The sequence below is a fragment of the Streptomyces sp. NPDC032940 genome (assembly GCF_040636935.1).
In the GTDB taxonomy this organism is placed as follows: Bacteria; Actinomycetota; Actinomycetes; order Streptomycetales; family Streptomycetaceae; genus Streptomyces.
Map to the genome: position 1 here is coordinate 29,134 of NZ_JBEZVJ010000038.1, position 21,094 is coordinate 50,227.

Annotated in this window: 17 protein-coding genes and 3 pseudogenes; 9 read left to right on the forward strand and 11 right to left on the reverse strand. The window is 72.2% G+C overall.

Annotated elements, in window-relative coordinates:
* The first annotated feature begins 45 nt into the window (after positions 1–45).
* A complete protein-coding gene (locus AB0E77_RS30675) occupies positions 46–894 on the forward strand; it encodes a methyltransferase domain-containing protein (RefSeq protein WP_361577139.1) in 849 nt (282 codons plus the stop codon).
* Positions 895–1,013: 119 nt separating this feature from the next.
* Here the strand turns inward: AB0E77_RS30675 and AB0E77_RS30680 are convergent, their stop codons facing one another.
* From AB0E77_RS30680 to AB0E77_RS30690, 3 genes are read right to left on the reverse strand one after another with little or no spacing between them, the layout of a single operon-like run.
* A complete protein-coding gene (locus AB0E77_RS30680; protein ID WP_361577142.1) occupies positions 1,014–1,868 on the reverse strand; it encodes a biotin-dependent carboxyltransferase family protein in 855 nt (284 codons plus the stop codon).
* On the reverse strand, positions 1,865–2,512 hold the full coding sequence (locus tag AB0E77_RS30685; protein ID WP_361577145.1) for an allophanate hydrolase subunit 1: 648 nt from the start codon (positions 2,510–2,512) through the stop codon (positions 1,865–1,867). Before AB0E77_RS30685 ends, AB0E77_RS30680 begins: the two co-directional genes overlap by 4 nt.
* Positions 2,509–3,261 (reverse strand): 5-oxoprolinase subunit PxpA, encoded by a 753-nt coding sequence (locus AB0E77_RS30690; protein WP_361577148.1) that lies wholly within the window; start codon positions 3,259–3,261, stop codon positions 2,509–2,511. Before AB0E77_RS30690 ends, AB0E77_RS30685 begins: the two co-directional genes overlap by 4 nt.
* Positions 3,262–3,485: 224 nt before the next feature.
* Between AB0E77_RS30690 and AB0E77_RS30695 the strand changes: the two genes are divergently transcribed.
* The 5 genes from AB0E77_RS30695 (at position 3,486) to AB0E77_RS30715 (ending at position 7,241) form a co-directional block, all read left to right on the forward strand.
* Positions 3,486–4,205, forward strand: a complete 720-nt coding sequence (locus AB0E77_RS30695) for a DUF969 domain-containing protein (protein ID WP_361577151.1) — start codon at positions 3,486–3,488, stop codon at positions 4,203–4,205.
* Positions 4,202–5,176 carry a DUF979 domain-containing protein gene (locus AB0E77_RS30700; RefSeq protein WP_361577154.1) on the forward strand — a complete coding sequence of 325 codons (975 nt, stop codon included), beginning with the start codon at positions 4,202–4,204 and terminating at the stop codon, positions 5,174–5,176. Before AB0E77_RS30695 ends, AB0E77_RS30700 begins: the two co-directional genes overlap by 4 nt.
* A 113-nt stretch (positions 5,177–5,289) precedes the next feature.
* Positions 5,290–5,940 carry a pyroglutamyl-peptidase I gene (gene pcp / locus AB0E77_RS30705; RefSeq protein ID WP_361577157.1) on the forward strand — a complete coding sequence of 217 codons (651 nt, stop codon included), beginning with the start codon at positions 5,290–5,292 and terminating at the stop codon, positions 5,938–5,940.
* Positions 5,940–6,953: a DUF2891 domain-containing protein gene (locus tag AB0E77_RS30710; RefSeq protein WP_361577160.1), complete on the forward strand. Its 1,014-nt coding sequence runs from the start codon at positions 5,940–5,942 to the stop codon at positions 6,951–6,953. Before pcp ends, AB0E77_RS30710 begins: the two co-directional genes overlap by 1 nt.
* 87 nt (positions 6,954–7,040) lie before the next feature.
* Positions 7,041–7,241 (forward strand): hypothetical protein, encoded by a 201-nt coding sequence (locus tag AB0E77_RS30715; RefSeq protein WP_361577163.1) that lies wholly within the window; start codon positions 7,041–7,043, stop codon positions 7,239–7,241.
* Positions 7,242–7,274: 33 nt separating this feature from the next.
* Here the strand turns inward: AB0E77_RS30715 and AB0E77_RS30720 are convergent, their stop codons facing one another.
* The 4 genes and pseudogenes from AB0E77_RS30720 to AB0E77_RS30735 all read right to left on the reverse strand — a co-directional run.
* Positions 7,275–8,552 carry a glycoside hydrolase family 43 protein gene (locus AB0E77_RS30720; protein WP_361577166.1) on the reverse strand — a complete coding sequence of 426 codons (1,278 nt, stop codon included), beginning with the start codon at positions 8,550–8,552 and terminating at the stop codon, positions 7,275–7,277.
* A 139-nt stretch (positions 8,553–8,691) separates the two neighbouring features.
* Entirely contained in the window at positions 8,692–10,125 is a 1,434-nt protein-coding gene (locus AB0E77_RS30725) for a glycoside hydrolase family 43 protein (protein ID WP_361577169.1), read from the reverse strand.
* 60 nt (positions 10,126–10,185) lie between these two features.
* A pseudogene (locus AB0E77_RS30730) lies at positions 10,186–11,049 on the reverse strand (family 43 glycosylhydrolase); the annotation flags it as partial.
* 39 nt (positions 11,050–11,088) lie between these two features.
* A pseudogene (locus AB0E77_RS30735) lies at positions 11,089–11,583 on the reverse strand (AbfB domain-containing protein); the annotation flags it as partial.
* Between the two features lie 435 nt (positions 11,584–12,018).
* Here AB0E77_RS30735 and AB0E77_RS30740 point away from each other — a divergent pair.
* From AB0E77_RS30740 to AB0E77_RS30750, 3 genes and pseudogenes are all read left to right on the forward strand, one after another.
* On the forward strand, positions 12,019–14,832 hold the full coding sequence (locus AB0E77_RS30740; RefSeq protein ID WP_361577172.1) for a beta-L-arabinofuranosidase domain-containing protein: 2,814 nt from the start codon (positions 12,019–12,021) through the stop codon (positions 14,830–14,832).
* 306 nt (positions 14,833–15,138) lie between these two features.
* Positions 15,139–16,125, forward strand: a complete 987-nt coding sequence (locus AB0E77_RS30745; RefSeq protein WP_361577187.1) for a LacI family DNA-binding transcriptional regulator — start codon at positions 15,139–15,141, stop codon at positions 16,123–16,125.
* A gap of 32 nt (positions 16,126–16,157) precedes the next feature.
* Positions 16,158–16,556: pseudogene (locus tag AB0E77_RS30750) on the forward strand (hypothetical protein); the annotation flags it as partial.
* A 24-nt stretch (positions 16,557–16,580) separates the two neighbouring features.
* On the opposite strand, the gene AB0E77_RS30755 reads toward AB0E77_RS30750, so the two are convergent.
* Genes AB0E77_RS30755 through AB0E77_RS30770 form a run of 4 tightly spaced genes read right to left on the reverse strand, consistent with a single transcriptional unit; the run spans position 16,581 to position 20,933 of the window.
* Positions 16,581–17,267, reverse strand: a complete 687-nt coding sequence (locus tag AB0E77_RS30755; protein WP_361577175.1) for a lactate utilization protein C — start codon at positions 17,265–17,267, stop codon at positions 16,581–16,583.
* Positions 17,264–18,688, reverse strand: a complete 1,425-nt coding sequence (locus AB0E77_RS30760) for a LutB/LldF family L-lactate oxidation iron-sulfur protein (protein ID WP_361577178.1) — start codon at positions 18,686–18,688, stop codon at positions 17,264–17,266. The genes AB0E77_RS30755 and AB0E77_RS30760 overlap by 4 nt, the downstream gene beginning before the upstream one ends.
* Positions 18,685–19,428 carry a (Fe-S)-binding protein gene (locus AB0E77_RS30765; RefSeq protein WP_361577181.1) on the reverse strand — a complete coding sequence of 248 codons (744 nt, stop codon included), beginning with the start codon at positions 19,426–19,428 and terminating at the stop codon, positions 18,685–18,687. Before AB0E77_RS30765 ends, AB0E77_RS30760 begins: the two co-directional genes overlap by 4 nt.
* Positions 19,428–20,933, reverse strand: a complete 1,506-nt coding sequence (locus AB0E77_RS30770) for an FGGY-family carbohydrate kinase (RefSeq protein ID WP_361577184.1) — start codon at positions 20,931–20,933, stop codon at positions 19,428–19,430. The genes AB0E77_RS30765 and AB0E77_RS30770 overlap by 1 nt, the downstream gene beginning before the upstream one ends.
* Between the last annotated feature and the right edge of the window lie 161 nt (positions 20,934–21,094).

Sequence of the window (21,094 nt, forward strand, 5' to 3'; positions counted from 1 at the left end):
TCCGTCTCCGTGGAACGCAGTTGACACATATATGAAGGAGAGAAAGTGACGTCTTGGAGCTTCACCCCCGTCGGTGAGCAGGTCGGCCAGTTCTACGACCAGTTGATGGGGGCGTTCGACGCCTCGCTGTACGGCCCGAACATCCACGTGGGCTTCTGGGACAGCCAGGAGGACTCCACCGGACTGGAGGAGGCCGCCAACCGTCTGACGGACATGATGATCGAGCGGCTGCAGCTCCGCCCCGGCGCCCGCGTGCTGGACATCGGCTGTGGTCTCGGCGGGCCGGCACTGCGCCTGGCGAAGGTCACGGGTGCCGAGGTCGTCGGTGTCAGCGTCAGCCTCAAGCAGGTGCAGAAGGCCAACCTGCTGGCGGAGGAGGCCGGGCTGAGCGGCAAGGTCAGCTTCCAGCACGGCGACGCGATGAACCTGCCGTTCGACGACGCCTCGTTCGACGCCGTGTGGATGCTGGAGTCCGTCATGCAGATGCCGGACCGGAAGGCCGCGCTCACCGAGGCGGGCCGGGTCCTGCGCCCGGGCGGCCGGCTCGCGCTCACGGACAACTACGAGCGGGAGACCATCTCGGCGGAGCGGCGCCCGGTGATCGAGGGCATCCTCAAGCGGTACCTCACGCAGTCGCCGGCGTCCTTCGAGGCGTACCCGGCCATGCTGCGCGAGGCGGGGCTCCGCTGTGCGGAGATCGTCGACGTCAGTGAGAACACCACCCGGCAGTCGGTCCGGCGGCTCGGCGAGGCGCTCGCCGAGAACATGGCCGAACTGGCCGCGAAGGTCGACCCGGAGGTCTTCGCCAAGCTGAAGCCCGCGGACGGGGAGAACATGGAGATGCCCGAGGTGGGCTACCTGATCGTGACGGCGCGCCGTCCCGAGGAGGCGTAGGCACCCGGGGTCCGGCCGCACCGGATACGGCGGTGAGGGGCGCGTCGCCACGGCGGCGCGCCCCTCACCGCGTCCCGGGCTCCCGGCGCGGGCGGGCGGCTGACGGACCCTGTCGTCGCTCAGCCGAGTGTGAAGCGCACCGGTGTCCCGACCGCCGCCTGGGCCGCCGCCGCGAGGGCCGGTTCGGCGACCACCGCGATCACCGGGTAGCCGCCCGTCGTCGGATGGTCGTGCAGGAACACCACGGGCCGCCCGTCCGGCGGAACCTGGACGGCGCCCAGGACCATGCCCTCGCTGGGCAGTTCGCCCGTCGACGCCCGTTGCAGCGCCGGCCCCTCGGTACGCAGACCGATCCGGTTGCTGTGCGGGGAGACGCGGTACGTCGCCGAGGTGAAGGTGCGCAGCGCGGCCGGGGTGAACCAGTCGGAGCGGGGGCCGATCCGCACGGGGAGGACCAGTTCGGCGGCCGGGCCCGGCCAGGGCGCGGCGACGGACGGCGCCGGCGGCGGGGGCGGGCCGACCGGGAGGACGTCCCCGTCGCGCAGGGGCGCCGGGCCGAGCCCGGAGAGCAGGTCCGTGGAGCGGCTGCCGAGGACCGGTTCGACGGCGATGCCGCCGGCGACGGCCACGTACGAGCGCACGCCCGCGGTCACCGCCCCCACGTCCAGCACGGCGCCGGCCGGCACATGCACCGGCGCGCCCCAGGCCACCGGCCGCCCCTCCACCGTCACCGGGCAGGGCGCGCCGCCGACCACGACGGTGACGGCGCGGTCGGGCCGCAGGGCGCAGCCGGTCAGGGTGGTCTCCAGGACGGCGGCGTCGGCGTCGTTGCCGGCCAGCCGGTTGGCGAGCCGCATCGCCTGCGCGTCCAGGGCGCCCGAGCGGGGCACCCCCAGGTGGGCGTGGCCGCGCCGGCCCGCGTCCTGCACCGTGGTCAGGGCGCCGGCGCGCACGGTCGTCAGCTCGGCCCTCATGCCGCGTCCTCCGCCTCGACGAAACGCACCCGCGTCCCGGGTGTGAGGAGCGCCGCCCGTTCTCGCGCGGGGTCCCACAGGCGGCCCGGGTCCGGCATGGTGCCGATCAGCTGCCAGCCGCCGGGGGTGGCGCGGGGGTAGACCGCGCTGTAGGGGCCGGCGAGCGCGACCGCGCCGGCCGGCACCCGGGTCCGCGGGGTGGCGCGGCGGGGCATGTGCAGGTGCGGGGGGAGCCCGGTGAGGTAGCCGAAGCCCGGCGCGAAACCGCAGAAGCCGACACGGTACGTATGGGAGGCGTGCAGGGCCGGGACCTCGTGCGGGGCGACTCCCCACAGGGCCGCCACGTCGGCCAGGTCGGGACCGTCGTACCGTACGGCGATGTCCACGACGGCCCCGTCGTCGGCGGCGCCCGCCGGTATCTCCCAGCCGGCGAGCCCACGGGCCAGGGCCTCGGGGTCCCGCACTCCGTCCAGCAGGACGGTCCGTGCCCCCGGCACGATCTCCGCCACCGGCGGCAGGGTCCCCGCCGCGCGCCGGCGCAGCAGTTCGGCGTGGAAGGCGGCGGTGCGCTCCGCGTCGGGCAGTTCCACGAGCAGCGCGTGCCGCCCGGCGGGGCGGGCCGTGAACGGCGGGTTCCGGGTCATGCGAAGGCCCCGACCCCGACCCCGGCCTCCTCCAGCGCCGCGCGCACCCGCACCGCGATCCCGGCCGCGCCCGGGGTGTCGCCGTGCAGGCACAGGGAGCGGGCGGCGACCGCGACGGTCGTCCCGTCCACCGCCTCGACCGCGCCCTTCACCGCGAACGACAGCGCCCGCCGTACCACCGCGTCCTCGTCCGTCACCACGGAGTCCGCCTCGCGGCGCGGGACGAGGGTGCCCGCGGGGGTGTAGGCGCGGTCCGCGAAGGCCTCGGGCACGCCGGTCAGGCCGGCGTCCTCGGCGGCGGCGAGCAGGCGCGACCCCGGCAGACCGAGGACGGGCAGGTCCCCGCCGGCCAGCCGCACGCCCGCCACCACGGCGCCCGCCTGATCCGTGTCGTGGACGGTGCGGTTGTAGAGCGCGCCGTGCGGCTTCACATAGGCCACCCGGGCCCCGGCGGCCTCGGCGAAGACCCTCAGGGCGCCGACCTGGTACGCCACCTCGGCCGCGAGCTCGTCGGCGGGCACGTCCATGGTGCGCCGCCCGAAGCCCGCCAGGTCGCGGTAGGACACCTGGGCCCCGATGCGCACCCCCCGCTCGGCGGCGAGGTCGCAGACCCGCCGCATCACCGAGGGGTCGCCGGCATGGAAGCCGCAGGCGACGTTGGCGCTGGTGACGACGGAGAGCAGGGCTTCGTCGTCGGTGAGGGTCCAGCGGCCGAAGCCTTCACCGAGGTCTGCGTTGAGGTCGATCACAGAGGGGAACGTAATGGATCGTTGAACGATTCGACAAGAGGTGGCGAAGTCCGGACCGGCTGATCCGGATGTGAAAGTCACCTCTTGTTAGATCGTTGAACGATCGTCTAGGGTCCGTGCAACTGCCACGCATCCGGAGTTATGGTCCCTGGACCGCCGAAGCGCCGACTCCGAGAGACTCCCGGGTCCGTGCCCTGCCCCCAACGCCTGAAGAAGGCCACCGAATGATCGTTCTGCTCGGTGTGGTCGTGGTGATCCTCGGATTCGTCACGCGCCGCAATCCCGTCCTCGTGGTGGGCGTCGCCGGTATCGTCACCGGACTCCTCGGCAAGATGAACCCGCAGGAGGTCCTCGCGGCCTTCGGCCGGTCCTTCGCCGACAGCCGCTCGGTCACCGTCTACGCGATCGTGCTTCCCGTGATCGGGCTGCTCGAGCGCTACGGCCTGCGCGAGCAGGCCCGCAACCTCATCGGCCGCCTGGGCAGGCTCAGCGCCGGCCGCTTCCTCACCGTCTACCTGCTGGTCAGGCAGGTCACCGCGGCCTTCGGCCTGAACAGCATCGGCGGCCCGGCGCAGACCGTGCGGCCGCTCGTGGCACCCATGGCCGAAGCCGCCGCCGAGCGCTCGACCGGCGCCAAGCTGCCCGACCGACTGCGGGAGAAGGTGCGCTCCTACTCCGCGTCGGCCGACACCGTGGGCGTCTTCTTCGGCGAGGACTGCTTCATCGCGATCGGCTCCATCCTGCTGATCACCGGCTTCGTGAACTCCACCTACCACCAGGACATCGAACCGACCCAGCTGGCCCTGTGGGCGATCCCGCTCGCCGTCTGCGCCTTCCTGATCCACGGCGCGCGCCTGCTGCTCATGGACCGGCAGCTGGAGCGCGAGATGGCGCTCGCCGCGGCCGAGCACGACCTGCCACTGCCCGAGGGAGCCGAGAAGTGATCAAGGTCGAATGGCTGTACTGGCTGATAGGCCTCGTCTTCGTCGTCATGGCCGTGCAGATGGCCACGGACCGCAGCAACCCCAAGCGGTGGGCGTCCGCAGCCTTCTGGGGCCTGCTCGGACTCACCTTCCCCTACGGCACCGGCGTCGCCAACGCCACCGCGGGCAACGGCGACTGGACCCTGCCCGCCGAACCGCTCGGCGTGGCGGTCCTCGCCCTGATCGTGCTCGCCGGCTTCAACTTCCTCGGCAAGGGCGTCCCGGTCACCACCACCGGCGAACAGCGTGAGGCGTCCGCCGCCCGGCTCGGCAACAAGATCTTCATCCCGGCCCTGACGATCCCGCTCGTCGCCATCGTCTGCGCCTCCGTGCTGGACGAGTCCGGCCTGTTCGAGACCGGCAAGGCCACGCTCCTCGGACTCGGCGTCGGCTGCGTCGTCGCCCTGGTCGTCGGCATGCTCGTCACCGGCGAGAAGAAGATCTCCGTCCCGATCCACTCCGGCCGCTCCATGCTGGAGGCCATGGGCTCCGCCCTGCTGCTGCCCCAGCTCCTCGCCGTGCTCGGCTCGATCTTCGCCGTCGCGGGCGTCGGCGACCAGGTCGGCGACCTCGTGAACAAGGTCCTGCCCGACGACTCCAAGTACCTCGCGGTCGTCGCCTACTGCGTCGGCATGTTCCTGTTCACCGTGATCATGGGCAACGCCTTCGCCGCCTTCCCGGTGATGACCGCGGCGATCGGCTGGCCGGTGCTCATCCAGCAGATGCACGGCAACGAGCCCGCCGTCCTCGCGATCGGCATGCTGGCCGGCTTCGCCGGCACCCTCTGCACGCCGATGGCCGCCAACTTCAACATCGTCCCGGCCACCCTGCTCGAACTGAAGGACCAGTACGGACCGATCAAGGCCCAGCTGCCCACGGGCATCGCGCTCCTCGGCTGCTGCACCGTGATCATGGCGGTCTTCGCCTTCTGAACAGCCCGCAGCCCGCAGTCCGCAGGCGGCAGTCCGCAGTCCGCAGTCCGGCGCCTGCCGCCTGCCGCCTGCCGACCGCAGTGCCACCCGCCCCGTCACCGTAAGGAAGTGCCGTGACCCGCGTCCTCATCACCGGCTTCGCCCCCTTCGGCGGCGAGCGGGTGAACCCGTCCTGGCAGGCGGCGTCCCTGGTGGCCGCCGAACCGCCCGCCGGGCTCTCCGTCACCGCCGCCGAACTGCCCTGCGTGTTCGGCGACTCCCTCGACGCCCTGCGCGACGCCGTCCGCGCGACCGCCCCCGACCTGGTGCTCTGCCTGGGGCAGGCGGGCGGACGCCCCGGCGTGACCGTCGAGCGCGTCGCCGTCAACGTCGACGACGCGCGCATCCCCGACAACGCGGGCCGGCAGCCCATCGACGAGCCGGTGGTCCCGGGCGGCCCCGCCGCCTACTTCTCCACCCTCCCCGTCAAGGCATGCGTCGCCGCGATGCGCGCCGCCGGCGTCCCGGCCGCCGTGTCCAACACCGCCGGGACCTTCGTGTGCAACCACGTCGCCTACGGCCTCGGCCACCTCATCGCCACGGAGTTCCCGCAGGTCCGGGGCGGCTTCGTCCACGTCCCCTGGGCGCCGGAACAGGTGCCCGACGGCCAGGCGCCGTCCCTGCCGCCCGCCACCGTCGCCCAGGGCCTGCGCGCCCTGCTGGCCACCGCCGCCGACACACCGGCCGACCACGACCTCAAGGTCACCGAGGGAGCCACCCACTGATGCCGCTCAGCACCCACGCCGCACCCTTCGTGCGGCTCGCCCTCGCCAACATCACCCGGGAGTACCCCAACTTCCCGGCCCACCTGACCCTCTCCGCCGACGAACGCGTCGCACCCCGCTCCCTGCACCCGGCCTTCTACGGCGCCTACGACTGGCACTCCTCGGTGCACATGCACTGGCTGCTCGTCCGCCTGCTGCGCCGCCACGGCGGCACCCCCGCCCTGCCGGACACCGGGCCGGCCGTCGACGCCCTAGACCGGCACCTCACCGCCGAGAACCTCGCCGCCGAGGCCGCCTACCTCCGCGACCACCCCTCCTTCGAGCGGCCCTACGGCTGGGCCTGGCTGCTCGCCCTCGCCGCCGAGTGCCGCGCCTGCGGGGGCCCCACGGGCGCCCGCTGGGCCGAGGCCCTGGCCCCGGCCGTCGCCGCCGTCGACCGGCTGCTGGCCGACTGGCTGCCGAAGGCGACGTACCCCGTGCGCCACGGCAACCACCCCAACAGCGCCTTCGCGCTGGGCCTCGCCCTCGACTCGGGGGAGCTGTCGGCCACGACCGAACGGGCGGTACGGGAACGGCTGCTGTCCTGGTTCACCGACGACCACGACGCACCCGCGCACTGGGAGCCCTCAGGGCAGGACTTCCTGTCCCCGGCCCTCAGCGAGGCCGACGCGGTGCGCAGGGTGCTCCCGAAGGACGAGTTCGCGGCGTGGCTCGACCGCTTCCTGCCCGCCCTCGGCTCCGGCGCCCCCTGCCCGCCGCTGGACGTTCCGGTCGTCTCCGACCACGCAGACCCGCAGATCGGCCACCTGCTCGGCCTGACCCTCAGCAGGGCGGCCGCGCTGCGCTCCCTCGCGGGGGCCCTGCCCGACGGGCCGGTCCGCGACCGGCTGAGCGCCGCGGCCGAGGAACACCTCGCGGCGGGCCTGCCCGCCGTGGAACGCGGCGACTTCACCACCGACCACTGGCTGGCCACCTTCGCGACGCTGGCCCTGGACCAGGCCCCCGGCCGCTGAGGCACGCCCAGTCCCGGATGCGGCGCACGGTGCGCCCCGGACGTTCCTCGTGCAGGTAGTGCCCGGTCCCCGGCCAGTGCTCCACCGGTGCGCAGGGCAGGCGCAGGGAGGACTCCCAGCGGTGGGCCTCGGCCGACGACGAACATCGACGCGGCCCTGCACGGCATCGGCAGCGCCTCCTGCGGCCCGGGGGCCCTTCCCGAACACCGGCTCCCCGCCCGGCCGGTCTCGTTCACGGTCGCCTTCGAGTCCGGCACTGCGCACAGGCCAGGGCGCCCCGCCCCGTGAGGGCAGGGCGCCGTGGCCTGCGGGCCCGGCGGCTCAGTGGACCACGCGGAAGGTGGCGTCGGACCGGTCCGTCGCCGTCGTGATCTCGTCGATCCGCAGCGCGAAGGAGGAATGCCGGAGATAGCGCGTCGGATGGGCGGCCGAACGGAACGAGGACCACGCGCCGTCCGCGAGGCCGGGCACGCGGAAGAACGTGGCGTAGGTGGCGAAGCCCGCGGTGCCGTCGTTCCGGACCAGCCTGACCGCGAAGTTCTCCTGCTTCAGGTAGTGGCCGGGGAAGTCGACGGACTCGAAGGACACGCCGCCGCTGTCCGACAGGCCGGGACGCAGCCGCCACTGCACGTCCTGGTACGGGTCGAAGGGCAGCTCGCTGACACCACCGGAGTAGTTCGCGTGCCGCACGTAGTGGCCGGGGTAGTTGTACGACTTGGGGAGGTTCCAGCTCGTGCCGCTGTAGCGGGCGAGCAGGTGGTTGCGGTCGGACGCCGTGATCGGGTGGACGGTGTTGTGCTTGGCGTTGAGCGGCGCCGTGTAGGACTGGCGGCCTCCCTGGGACCATGTACCCGAGACGAGGTCGCCCTGCCACAGGTCGAACCTCGCGTTCGGACAGAAGGTGTCGCCCCACAGCGACCAGTCCGCGGACGTCAGGGACTTCACCAGCGTCGGCGCCTCGGTGCACCGGTTCTCCGCGACACCGGCGGTGTACTTGGTGAAGCTGCCCGGCTCCACCGAGGCGGACCGGGCCCCGGCCAGCCGGCCCGTCGCGTTGTCCTTGTAGTACAGGTAGTTCAGCCCGCCGACGCCGGTGACCACGTGCGAGTCGATGACTCCGCTGCCCGCGTCGTAGAAGACCTGGGGGTCGGTGGCGTCGACGAAGTCGGTCGTGTAGGAGACCGCGATCACCGAGTACGAGCGGCCCTGCGGCATCGTGCTGAAAGTGATGCCGTACGTGTTGCGCACCGGGTCCCAGTGGACGGCCGGAGCCCAGCTGTAGGAGTCCGGGTTCGTGCCGTTGACCTTGAGCAGCCGGTCCGCGGACCAGTTCACCAGGTCCGGGGAGGTCCACACATGGATGTACGGGTCGGGCCTGGTGAAGTCGCCGCCCACCGGGATGTCGGTCGCGACGACGACCCAGGTGCCGTCGTTGAGCCGGTGCACGAACGGGTCCCGGATGCCCTTGGTGCCGGCGGTCGGGGTGAGGATCGGCTCGTTGTCCTTGAGCGGGGTCCACTCCCGCCCGTCGTCGCTGACCGCCAGGTGCACGGCGTTGATGTTGCCCGCGCCGCTGAGGGACTCCTTGAAGCAGCCCATCACATAGGCGGAATCGGCCTCCGCGCCCCGTGCCCGCGTGGGCGGGCAAGGCCGGTCGTGAGGGCGGCCAGGGCGATCAGAAGCGCACATCTCCTGAGCAGTCGCACCAACATGTTTCTTCCCTTTCCCGTCGGGGGCATCAGCCGGTCACGCGGAACGTGGCGTCCGCGCGTCCGGTCGCCGTGGTGATCGGGTCCAGGCGCAGCCGGAACGCGTAGTGGCGGAGGTACTGTGCGGGGTCGTCGTAGGACTGGAACGAGGACCACTGCGCGTCGGCCAGGCCCGCGACCCGGCGGAAGGTGGCGCTTTCGGCGAAGGCGGCCGTGCCGTCGTCGTGGGCGAGTCCGAGGTCGGAGCCGGCGTGCCGCAGGAACCAGCCGGGGAAGTTCACCGACTCGAAGGAGACGGTGCCCGAGCCCGCCAGACCGGCCCTCAGCCGGAACTGCGCGTCCTCGGCGGGGCTCACATTCGGGTCGACGCGCACGTCGAAGTCGACGTGCCGCACATAGCGGTCCTGGTAGTTGTACGACTGGAGCCGGTTGACCGCCGTGGCCGGCCAGCGCGCCTGGACGCGGCTCTCCTCGGCGGCCGTGAGGTTCAGGATCGAGCCGTGCCGCTTCTTGGTGCCGCCCATCTGGTAACTCCCCGCCGCGGGCAGCCGGTAGCCGTCCGGGGACGCGGGACCGGTGGTCAGGACCGGCAGGTATCCGCGGCCCGTCGCGTACTGGTCCAGGTAGAGCGCCCACTCGGCGCGGTCCCGGAACTTCATCCACATCGGGCCCTCGACCTGGGAGCCGGTCAGCCCGATGCCGGAGAGGTTGCCGAGGTTCGTCCAGGTGCCGAGGATCGAGTTGCTGCCCTCGAGGGTGATCTGTCCGTCACCGGAGGCCCGCACATAGCGGTAGCCGCCGGTGCCGGACGGCACCGCGAGGACCTGTGTGTCGATGATGCCCTGCGTGCCGGGCCGGTCGATGTACAGCCGCGGGGTGGTGATCGTGCGGAAGTCCGTCGTGCGGGCGTAGTAGATGCGGTGCTTGAGCACCCCGTTCAGCGTGGCGTTGGTAGCCCAGTACAGGACGTAGTCGTTGGTCTCCGGGTTCCATATCGCCTCCGGGGCCCAGGCGTTGCGGCCGTCGGGGATGGCGCCGGCGACGTCGAGGAGCCTCGGCTGCGACCAGGTGACCAGGTCCGTCGACTCCCACACGACGAGGTTGCGGCTGCCGTCGGTCTGCGCGTCGCCCCAGGACTGTCCGCAGCCGATGCACAGGTCCGTGGCGATGATCCAGTACCGGTCACCGGACGGCGAGCGGACCAGCGAGGGGTCGCGCACGCCGCGCGTCCCCACGGTGGAGCGCAGGGCCGTGCCGCCGCCGTTGAGGTCGCTCCAGTGGAGGCCGTCGGCGCTGTGGGAGAAGTAGATCTGCTGGCCGGTGGCACCTTCGCCGATGAAGTGGGTCATGAGGTAGCCCGGTTCGGCGGCGGCGGCCCGTTGGGGTGTGCCCACGACGTAGGAGGCGAGGAGGAGGCAGGCGGCGACCAGGGTCGTCGCGAGCCGGGTGAGAACCGCTGGCATGGCGTCTCCTGTCGAAGAGGGATCGCGGGATCAAGGGGAGGGGGGAACGCGTCGCCGCCGCTACAGGGTCGGTACGACGGGTTCGATGGTGCCGTCGGGCCTGAAGGTCATGCGGTCCACCGCGACCTCGCGGTTGGTGCCGTTCCCGGCCGGGACGGCGAACCGGTGGTAGGCGATGTACCAGGTGTCGGAGTCCGGCGCCTTCACCACCGAGTGGTGGCCGGTGCCCCTGACCCCGATGTCCAGCCGCTTCTGCAGCACGACCCCGCGTTTGGTGAACGGACCGAGCGGAGAGGAGCCGGTCGCGTAGGCCACCTGGTAGTTCTCGTCACGGGTGTCGTTCTCGGACCACATGAAGTAGTAGATGCCGGCGCGCTCGAACATGAACGACGCCTCCCGGAAGCCGTCCGGTGTGAACGTCCGAACGGCCGCCGGGTCGAAGGAGGTCATGTCGTCGCCGAGGGGCACCACATGAGCGGCGCCGTTGCCCCAGTAGAGGTAGGACTGTCCGTCGGAGTCCGTGAACACCATCGGGTCGATGGCCTGGCCCGAGTAGCGGCCGGCCGGCACGAGCGGCTTGCCCAGCGCGTCGCGGAACGGGCCGGTGGGGGAGTCCGACACGGCCACGCCGAGCTGCTTCGCCGTGTCGCCGGAGGTGGCGCCACCGCTGAAGTACAGGTAGTAGCGGCCGTTCTTCGCCACGACCGCGGGGGCCCACGCCGAGTCGTCCGCCCAGGACACGTCCGGCCGGAGATCGAGCACGACCCCGTGATCGGTCCAGTCGACCAGGTTCGTGGAGGAGAAGGCTTTGTAGTAGGGGGCGGACCAGGAGGCGTAGCCGTCCGTCGTGGGATACAGGTAGTACCTGCCGTCGAGGTACGTGAGGTGCGGGTCGGCGTACAGCCCCGGGACGACGGGGCCCTTCGTCGTCTTCGGGCTCCAGGGTGCGGTGACGCGGAAGGAGCTGTCGGCGTGGAACTGCGCGGTGTCCTCGTACGGGTCCAGCCAGAGTTCGAAGTTGCGGTGCCGCAGGCGCCGGTCGGGGTGGTTGTACGAGGCCAGCGAGACCGAGCCGGACGTGGAGCCGGTGGTGGGGCAGAAGGTGGCGTCCGCGCGGAACGTGGGGGTCCCGGTGTTGGTCTCCAGGCGTATGCGCCAGTCGCGGTGGCGCAGGAACATGCCGTTGGCCGCCTGGAAGGAGTAGCACGACGGCGAGGCGAGCCCGGAGACGACGGTGAAGGTCGCGTCCTTCTTCGTCTGCTCCGTACCGGCGGACGTCACGGGGCCGAGCCGGCCCAGGTAGTCGGTGTGGCGGACGAAGCGGCCGGGGAAGTTCACCGACTCCAGCGAGTGGGCCCCCGTGGGCAGCGTGACGTCCGCCGCCCGGGCGGGGGAGGCGGACAGAGCGGGTGCCAACAGGGTCAGCAGGAGCGTCAGTACGCGTCCTCGTCGGTGCATGGGGACTCCTCCTCATCTGGCGAGGGAAAGGCGGCCCGGGCAGCCGGAAGGACCGTCTGGGGCGGGCGGTGAGCGGTCGGCCTTCGCACCCCGTGCCGTCGCCCGTGAGCAGTGAGCGCCGGCGGCGACTCACGAGTCGAAACGGGGGAGCTGCATCGAAATCCAGGATGCGCGTGAACTGCCCGAGGGTCGCTCGGGCTTCGCAAGTATGAGGTGGTTGCGCGCTCACATTCAAGACTGTGGACAGCGGTTGCCTTCATCCAACGCCTCTCAACTGGGCCTATGTCTGAGGACGCGTCAGTGGACTTCGATGGAACGTGTCGAAACTGTTGACGCGCTCACATCGCACTCCTACCTTCTGACCGAAAAACCGAAGAGTGGCCGATATGTCGAACGGCGTGACCAGTCTGCAATCGAGCCCATGACGAGGACCGCATGAACCCTGCTCTGTCCAGGCGCAACATCCTGCGCACCGCGATGCTGGCCGCGGCCGCACCGGCCGTGAGCCTGGCCGCCCCCGCTCCCGCCGGCGCGGCCGCCCGGGCCGCCTCCGCGGCCGTCCCCGCGCCGTCCGCGTGGACGGTGCGCCCCTTCGAACTGAAGGAGGTGAAGCTCGGGTCGGGCGTCTTCTCCACCAAGCGACAGCTGATGCTCGACTACGCTCGCGGCTACGACGTGAACCGGCTGCTCCAGGTGTTCCGCGTCAACGCGGGCCTGCCGACGGGCGGCGCCGTCGCTCCGGGAGGCTGGGAGGGACTCGACGGCGAGGCCAACGGCAATCTGCGCGGCCACTACACCGGCCACTTCCTCACGATGCTGGCCCAGGCCTACGCCGGCACCGGCGACGCGGACCGGATCCGCTACATGATCGGCGCGTTGACCGAGGTCCGGGAGGCCCTGCGCGGAGAGCCGCGCATGCTGAGCGTCCCGGGCAGATTCGGCACCGGGCAGGACAACGTCCGGGGCTCCTACCAGTACGTCGACCTGCCGGACACCGTGCTCGGCGGAGCCTCCGCCGTCACCGTGTCGGCGTGGGTGAAGCCCACCCATGCCGACGACTGGGCCCGGGTGTTCGACTTCGGCAACGACACCACGCGGTACATGTACCTGGCCGCCCGCGACGCCGGCGGCGTACCGCGCTTCGCCGTCACGACCTCGGGCGCGGGCGGTGAACAGGCACTCACCGGGACCGCGGCGCTGCCGCTGAACCAGTGGAGCCACCTCGCCGTGACCATCGGCGGCAGCACGGGAACGCTCTACGTCAACGGCCGGGCCGTCGCCCGGAACACGTCGATGAGCCTGAACCCCGCCGCCCTCGGGGCGCTCACGAACCACTGGCTCGGCCGCTCGCTCTACGCCTCCGACCCCGTCTTCGCGGGCGCCTTCGACGAGTTCAACATCTGGTCCCGGGCGCTGACCGCCGCCGAGATCACCTCACTCCAGACCGACCGCGCCCCCGCCACCCCCGCAGGCCGCGGCAACCTGGTCTCGTACGACTTCTACGAGACCTCGGGCGGCACCTTCGGCGACGCCTCCGGCCGCAACCTGACCGCCACCCTGCGCCGCACCTGGGGAGCACCGAGCCACCCCGGGTTCCTCGCGGCCTACCCCGAGACCCAGTTCATCGAGCTGGAGTCGATGACCAGCGGCAACTACACCCGGGTCTGGGCGCCGTACTACACCGCGCACAAGATCCTCCGTGGCCTGCTGGACACCTACACCGCCGTCGGTGACGCCCGCGCGCTCGACCTGGCGTCCGGCATGTGCGACTGGATGCACTCCCGGCTGTCCAAGCTGCCCGACGCGACGCTGCAGCGCATGTGGGGCATCTTCTCCAGCGGCGAGTTCGGCGGCATCGTCGAGGCCATCGCCGACGTTCACGCCCTCACCGGAAAGCCCGAACACCTCGCGCTGTGCCGCCTGTTCGACCTGGACCGGCTCATCGACGCCTGCGCCGCGGGCACCGACATCCTCGACGGACTCCACGCCAACCAGCACATCCCCATCTTCACCGGCTACCTGCGGTTGTACGACGCGACCGGCGAACAGCGCTATCTGGCCGCAGCGAAGAACTTCTGGGGCATGGTCGTGCCGCACCGCATGTACGGCATCGGCGGCACGAGCACGGGCGAGTTCTGGAAGGCCCGCGACGTGATCGCCGGGACCATCGGCGCGACCACGGCGGAGACCTGCTGCGCCTACAACCTGCTCAAGCTCAGCCGGGCGCTGTTCTTCCACGAGCAGGACCCGAAGTACATGGACTACTACGAGCGCGCCCTGTTCAACCAGGTCCTCGGCTCCAAGCAGGACCGGGCGGACGCCGAGAAGCCGCTGGTCACCTACTTCATCGGGCTCACCCCCGGCCATGTGCGCGACTACACCCCCAAGCAGGGCACGACCTGCTGCGAGGGCACCGGCATGGAGAGCGCCACCAAGTACCAGGACTCCGTGTTCTTCCAGCGCGCCGACGGCGGCGCCCTGTACGTCAACCTGTACAGCTCCACCACCCTGACCTGGGCCGCCAAGGGCGTCACCGTCACGCAGACCACCGACTTCCCCCGCGAACAGGGCTCCACGATCACCGTCGGCGGCGGCTCGGCCGCCTTCGAACTGAAGCTCCGGGTGCCCTCCTGGGCGACGACGGGCTTCCGGGTGACCGTCAACGGCAGTGCCATAGGCGGCACCGCGGCCCCGGGCACGTACGTCACGGTGAACCGGACCTGGAGGAACGGCGACGTGGTGCGGGTGACCCTGCCCTTCCGGCTCCGGGTCGAGAAGACACCGGACGACCCCTCCCTGCAGGCCCTGTTCTACGGCCCCGTCAACCTGGTGGGCCGCACGGCCGGCACCACCCACCTCCAGGTGGGGCTCTACCGCAACGCCGCCCTCTCGGGCGACCTGCTGCCCTCGCTCGCCCCCGTGGCGGGCAAGCCGCTGCACTACACGCTGGACGGAGTCGAATACGCCCCCTTCTACGAGGGCACGGAGGACCCCACCCACGCCTACGTCCGGCGGACGGAACCCCGAGTGGTCTTCGGCGGCACCGACTCAGGGGTCGCCAACCCGGCGAGGTCCGACGGCACCACACTCCTGGACGACATCTGGGCGGCGGCCCCCTTCGCCTCGAAGAACGCACTGGTGACCCATGTGCAGTCCACCGTGAACACATGGGTCTCCGGGGGCCTGCTCGGCCAGGCCGACGCACAGAAGGTGGTGACCACGGCCCGGAACGCCACCTACGCGTCCTGACGGCGCCGCCGCACGGCGCCATCCCGTGCGGCGCACACCGCACCCCCGGCCGCTCGCCACCACGCGGGCGGCCGAGCCGGATCCCCCCTCCTGTGACCTGTGACGATGACGTGCCCGGTGCTCACCGGCCCCACCTGGGCCGACGGGACGAGCAGTGCGCGACCTCCGCGGGGCGCGGCGTACTCTGAGCCGTGTTCGTCGGGTCGACCATGTCGCACCCGGCCGTGGACGACCGGTCCCTGCCGGCCGGTCGAGGGAGGGGTGAGCGTGGAGGTCGTGGAGGGATCGGCCGTACGGGAACCGGCGATGACGGATGTCGCCCGGCTCGCGGGCGTGTCGCACCAGACGGTGTCCCGGGTCCTCAACGGCCACGCCAACGTGCGTGAGCAGACCCGGCTGCGCGTGCTGGCGGCCGTCCAGGAACTCGGCTACCGCCCCAACCGCGCGGCGCGCGCACTCGCCACCGGACGGTCCCAGCTCATCGGGGTCGTGGCGCAGAACTCCACCCTGTACGGTCCGGCGTCCCTGCTCGCCGCCTTCGAGATCGCCGCGAGCCAGCAGGGTTTCGCGGTGAGCGTGCACCGCGTGCGGGAGCTGGAGGAACGCTCGATCACCGCGGCGGTGGAACGCCACCGGGACGACCGCGTCGCCGGCATCGTGGCCATCGCGCCGACCGCCTCGGCCCAGGAGGCGCTGGCCAGGGTGCCCGACGAGGTGCCGCTCATCTCCATCGACGGGGATCCGGCGCGCAGTGCGCCCACGGTCTTCGTCGACCAGGAGCAGGGCGCCTACGAGGCGACCCGGCATCTGCTGGAGGCGGGCCACGACACGGTGTGGCATGTCTCCGGCCCCCCTGGCTGGTTCGACGCCGCCGGACGCGTCCGCGGCTGGCGCCGTGCCCTGACGGAGGCGGGCGCGGAGATCCCGCCCGTCAGTGCCGGTGACTGGAGCGCCGCCTCCGGCTACCGCGCGGGACAGATGCTGGCGCGGATGCCCGAGGTCACCGCCGTCTTCGCGGCCAACGACCACCAGGCGCTGGGCGTCCTGCGGGCCATGGCCGAGCGGGGCCGTGCGGCGCCGGACGAGGTGAGCATCGTCGGCTTCGACGACGTCCCCGAGGCCCCCTTCTACACGCCGCCCCTCACGACGGTGCGGCAGGACTTCGACGCGGTGGCCGTCGCCGCGCTCGATCTGCTGCTGCACCGGATCGCCGGCGGTGCGAAGCCGGCGGACCACCCGGTCATCCTGCCCGAGCTGGTCCGCCGCGACAGCGTGCGCGCACCGCGCGGCTAATTCCCTCCAGGGCCTGGTGAAGGGACATCGACGTGGCGGCCCTCGGCGAGGCCCTGCCGGCGGAGGGCCGGCCGAGCCACCTGCTGGTCGACATCGCCGGCGTCATGACACCGCCCGCACGGCAGACGACCGCCGACGGGTTCGAGCTGCAGTTCGGCACCAACCGCCTCGGCCACGTCGCCCTCGTCGCCCGCCTGCCGCCGCTGCTGCGGGCCGGCCGGGCGCGCGTGACCTCGCAGATCAGCGTCGCGGCGGACCGGAACGCCGTCAACTGGGACGACCTCGGCTGGGAACGCTCCTACGACGGCATGCGCGCCTGCCCAACGGCCCCCCCCGCGCCGCAGACGCTCTACAGCCGCCTGCGGAGCCCGGAGGACGCCCGCCGGATCTGGGAACGGTCGGAGGAGCTGACCGGAGCGCGCTGGACGTGACGGTGCCGGGTGCCGCCGGGCACCTCACACCCCGGCGTCCTCCGCCGGGCGCCGGACCAGGACGACTTCCAGTGTGCGCGGGCCGTGGACGCCCTCGACGCGGTCCAGTTCGATGTCGCTGGTGGCGGACGGGCCCGAGATCCAGGTCAGCGGCCGGGCCGGGTCCAGCCGGGGCATGGCCTGCGGCACGGACGCCACCACCTGCTCCGGCGCCCGGACGACACAGATGTGCAGGTCGGGCACGAGGGTGAGGGCGCGCCGCCCCTGGCCCGGCCCGCCGTCGAGGACGATGGTGCCGGTCTCGGCGATGGCGAGGGCGCACCCGGTGACGACGGCGCCGGTCTCGTCGAGCCGCCGCGCGGACAGCCGGGAAGCGGGAGTGTCGTACCGCTTCTCGGCCCGCGCACTCGCCAGCCATGCCGCGGGCAGGTCCGCGGGAACGGCCACGCTGCGCGCCTCGTGATCCCCGAGCAGTCCGGCGATCACGGCGGGCAGCTCCGCCTCGGTGCAACGCCGCACCGAGGCCCGGTAGTCGACGAGGTTCTCGTGCAGCAGGTCCAGCACACCGGCCGGAACGTCCGGGACGTGAGCGGTGAGGTAGCCGCGCTCGAGGGCAGAGGTGTCCGGCGTCCCGGGGCGGCCGCCGTCGGAGGACAGCGCGGCGCGCACCCGGGAGAGGATCCGTTCGCGCGAGGAGGGCTCGGTCGTCATGTGCGGTTCTTCTTCCACCAGTCGCGGAACGGTTCGGCGGGCATCTCCGGCAGGTCCCGGCTCTTGCTCCACTGACCCGCGCCGGGACCGGGCAGCTTCTTCGGGTGCAGACGGCGGGTCCTGGAGGCGACGCGTTCGCCGGCGGCGAGGACGCCGGGCCGGTCGAGAACCCATCCGGCCGCCTTGATGGCCGCCTTCTCCAGACGGTGCCCGGGCCCGCCCTGATCGGCCACCTTCTCCCTGAGATGTACGAGCACTTCGGGGATGTCGATGGCGACGGGGCACACCTCGTAGCAGGCGCCGCAGAGGGAGGAGGCGTAGGGGAGTGAGGCGTCGATGGCGCTGTCGGTGCCACGGAGTTGGGGGCTGAGGATGGCGCCGATGGGGCCGGGGTAGACGGAGCCGTAGGCGTGGCCGCCGGCGCGTTCGTACACCGGGCAGACGTTCAAGCACGCCGAGCAGCGGATGCAGCGCAGGGCCTGGCGGCCGACTTCGTCGGCGAGGGTGTCGGTGCGGCCGTTGTCGAGCAGGACGAGGTGGAAGTTCTGCGGGCCGTCCTCGTCGGTGGTGCCGGTCCACATGGAGGTGTACGGGTTCATCCGTTCGGCCGTGGAGGAGCGGGGGAGGGTCTGGAGGAATACCTCCAGGTCCTGCCAGGTGGGCACGATCTTCTCGATGCCGACGACGGAGATCAGGGTCTCGGGCAGGGTGAGGCACATGCGGCCGTTGCCCTCGGACTCGACGACGACGAGGGTGCCGGTCTCGGCGACCATGAAGTTGGCGCCGGAGATGCCGACCTTGGCGCGCAGGAACTTCTCGCGCAGGTGCAGGCGTGCCGCCTCCGCGAGTTCGGCGGGGGTGTCCGTCAGTGCCTCGGGCGCCGGCCGGCCCCATTCGCTCATCTCGGTGCGGAAGATGTCGCGGATCTCGCCGCGGTTGCGGTGGATGGCGGGGACGAGGATGTGGGAGGGGCGGTCCTTGCCGAGCTGCACGATGAGTTCGGCGAGGTCGGTCTCGTAGGCGCGGATGCCGCGGGCCTCCAGGGCTTCGTTGAGGCCGATCTCCTGGGTGGCCATGGACTTGACCTTGACGACCTCGCGCTCGCCGGTCTCCTCGACCAGCCGGGCGACGATCGCGTTGGCCTCGTCGGCGTCGGCGGCCCAGTGCACGGTGCCGCCCGCCGCGGTGACCGCCTCCTCGACCTGGAGCAGGTAGTGGTCGAGGTGGCGCAGGGTGTGGTCCTTGATCTGCTTGCCCGCCTCGCGCAGGGCGGCCCAGTCGTCCAACTCCGCGACCGCGCGGGCGCGTTTGTCGCGGATGGTGTGGGTGGCGTGGCGCAGATTGCCGCGCAGGGTCGTGTCCCGTACGGCCTCCCGCGCCGCCTGGGGAAAGGCCGGCATGCCGACGAACGTCCCGCTCATACCAGGGGCTCCTCTTCAGTGGCGGCCAGGATCTCCGCGATGTGCAGGGCGCGTTGCGGGGCGTCCTGGCGCCGGAGGATGCCGCCGATGTGCATCAGACAGGAGTTGTCCGCGCCGCACAGCGTTCCGGCGCCGGTCGCCAGGGAGTTGCGTACCTTGTCCGTCCCCATGGCCGCGGAGACGTCCGCGTTCTTCACGGCGAAGGTGCCACCGAAACCACAGCACTCCTCCGCGCCCGGCAGATCGACCAGCTCCAGCCCCTTCACGGCACGCAGCAGCCGGTAGGGCCGGTCGCCCAGGCCCAGCATGCGCAGTCCGTGGCAGGAGGGGTGGTAGGTGACCTGGTGCGGATAGTAGGCGCCGACGTCCGTCACCCCGAGCACGTCGACCAGGAACTCGGTCAGCTCGTACGTGCGGGGCACCAGGGACTCCGAGACGCGCGTCAGCTCCGCGTCGTCGCCGCCGCGGGCGATGCGCGGATAGTTGTCGCGGACCATCGCCACGCAGGACCCCGAGGGGGTCACCACGTAGTCGTAGCCCTCGAAGGCCCGGCCCATGCGGCGCACCAGCGGCTCGGTCTCGCGCCGGTAGCCGGTGTTGAACTGGGGCTGTCCGCAGCACGTCTGGGCGGCGGGGAAGTCCACCTCGACGCCCAGGCGTTCGAGAAGTCTGACGGTGGCGACGGCCGTCGACGGGTAGACCGCGTCGTTGACACAGGTGGCGAACAGGGCGACACGCATCACAGGGCTCCTTCCGTGGCGGCGAGACGGGCCTCCGCGGCGTCCCAGGACGCCTGGTTCCCGCGGGGTGTGTAGTGGCGCAGTTCCTGCGTGGCGGCGACGAGCCGGCGCATGTCGCGCAGGTCGCCGGCGAGGCCGGCGGCACGGGCCTGGACCAGGATGTTGCCGAGGGCGGTCGCCTCGGTGGGGCCGGCGACGACGGGCAGGCCGGTGGCGTCGGCGGTCAACTGGCACAGCAGCTCGTTGCGTGAGCCGCCGCCGACGAGGTGGACGCGGCGGATCTCGCGGTCGGCGAGCGCGGCGGCCTGGCGCAGGGTGCGCCGGTGGGCGAGCGCCAGGCTCTCCAGGATGCAGCGGACCACGGCGCCCTGCTCCTCCGGCACGGGCTGCCCGGTGCGACGGCAGTAGGCGTCGATGCGCCGCGGGATGTCGCCCGGGGCGAGGAACTCCGGTGCGTCGGGGTCGATGACGCTGGTGAACGGCTTGCTCCGGGAGGCCTCCTCGAGCAGGTGCGGCAGTTCCGTGCGCATGCCCCGCTCGGCCCAGGTGCGCCGGCACTCCTCCAGCAGCCACATGCCCATGATGTTGCGCAGATAGCGGATGGTCCCGTCGACGCCGCGCTCGTTGGTGAAGTTGGCCCGGCGGGACGCCTCGCTCAGCACCGGGGCGTCGAGCTCCAGGCCGGCGAGCGACCAGGTGCCGCACGAGATGTAGGCGAAGTCCGCCTCGGTGGCCGGAACGGCGGCCACGGCGGAGGCCGTGTCGTGCGAGGCGACCGTCGTCACCGGCGTACCGGGGGACAGGCCGGTGTACCGGGCCACGTGCGGCAGCAGCGTGCCGGCCGGGTCACCGGGGGAGCGCAGCGGGGGCAGCAGGCCCGCGCCCAGACCGAGGGCGTCCAGGACCTCGGGGGACCAGGTGTGCGCGCCGGCGTCGTAGAGGCCCGTGGTGGAGGCGTTGGTCTCCTCGGTGCCCAGGGAGCCGGTGAGCCAGTGGACCATCAGGTCGGGTATGAGCAGCAGGGTCCGCGCGCTGCGCAGCCGGGGGCCGGCGGCCTCGGCCGCGAGCTGGAACACCGTGTTGAACGGCAGGTGCTGCAGCCCGGTGATCCGGTACAGCGCCTCCGGCGGGAGGTCTTCCCAGACCCTCTCGGCGACCGATTCGGTGCGGGTGTCCCGGTAGTGGTAGGGAGCGCCGAGCAGCGCGCCGCCCGCGTCCAGCAGACCGTAGTCCACGGCCCAGCTGTCCACGCCGACGGACGTCAGCTGCCCGCCGGTCGCTCGCGCGGCGGCGCGCAGCCCGTCCTGGATGCCCTGGACGAGCGCGAAGACGTCCCAGCACAGCCCGTCGGTCAGACGGACCGGCGTGTTCGGGAACCGGTGCGTCTCGGTCAGGCGGAGCCGGCCGTGCGACAGCTCGCCCAGGATGACGCGCCCGCTGGTGGCGCCCAGGTCGGCCGCGGCGAAGCGGGCCGTGGCGGCGGGGCGGGGTGGGGCGAGGGACATGGGTGTGACTCCTCCGCGGAGGCCGGGGTACGGACGGGGAACAGACGGAACGGGAAAGGACCGGGGCCCGGGGGCCCGCAGGACGAGAGGCCCGGGCGACGAGGGGGGCCGGACCGGCGCGGGGCGGGCGCGTCCGCACACGCGGGCCGGGGCGCGCGAGG

What these genes read in the sequence shown, in the direction of transcription:
- AB0E77_RS30680 (WP_361577142.1), bottom strand. Translation starts at nt 1,868, where the DNA reads ATGAGGGCCGAGCTGACGACCGTGCGCGCCGGCGCCCTGACCACGGTG.
- AB0E77_RS30685 (WP_361577145.1), bottom strand. Translation starts at nt 2,512, where the DNA reads ATGACCCGGAACCCGCCGTTCACGGCCCGCCCCGCCGGGCGGCACGCG.
- AB0E77_RS30695 (WP_361577151.1), top strand. Translation starts at nt 3,486, where the DNA reads ATGATCGTTCTGCTCGGTGTGGTCGTGGTGATCCTCGGATTCGTCACG.
- AB0E77_RS30710 (WP_361577160.1), top strand. Translation starts at nt 5,940, where the DNA reads ATGCCGCTCAGCACCCACGCCGCACCCTTCGTGCGGCTCGCCCTCGCC.
- AB0E77_RS30720 (WP_361577166.1), bottom strand. Translation starts at nt 8,552, where the DNA reads ATGGGCTGCTTCAAGGAGTCCCTCAGCGGCGCGGGCAACATCAACGCC.
- AB0E77_RS30725 (WP_361577169.1), bottom strand. Translation starts at nt 10,125, where the DNA reads ATGCCAGCGGTTCTCACCCGGCTCGCGACGACCCTGGTCGCCGCCTGC.
- AB0E77_RS30740 (WP_361577172.1), top strand. Translation starts at nt 12,019, where the DNA reads ATGAACCCTGCTCTGTCCAGGCGCAACATCCTGCGCACCGCGATGCTG.
- AB0E77_RS30745 (WP_361577187.1), top strand. Translation starts at nt 15,139, where the DNA reads ATGACGGATGTCGCCCGGCTCGCGGGCGTGTCGCACCAGACGGTGTCC.
- AB0E77_RS30755 (WP_361577175.1), bottom strand. Translation starts at nt 17,267, where the DNA reads ATGACGACCGAGCCCTCCTCGCGCGAACGGATCCTCTCCCGGGTGCGC.
- AB0E77_RS30760 (WP_361577178.1), bottom strand. Translation starts at nt 18,688, where the DNA reads ATGAGCGGGACGTTCGTCGGCATGCCGGCCTTTCCCCAGGCGGCGCGG.
- AB0E77_RS30765 (WP_361577181.1), bottom strand. Translation starts at nt 19,428, where the DNA reads ATGCGTGTCGCCCTGTTCGCCACCTGTGTCAACGACGCGGTCTACCCG.
- AB0E77_RS30770 (WP_361577184.1), bottom strand. Translation starts at nt 20,933, where the DNA reads ATGTCCCTCGCCCCACCCCGCCCCGCCGCCACGGCCCGCTTCGCCGCG.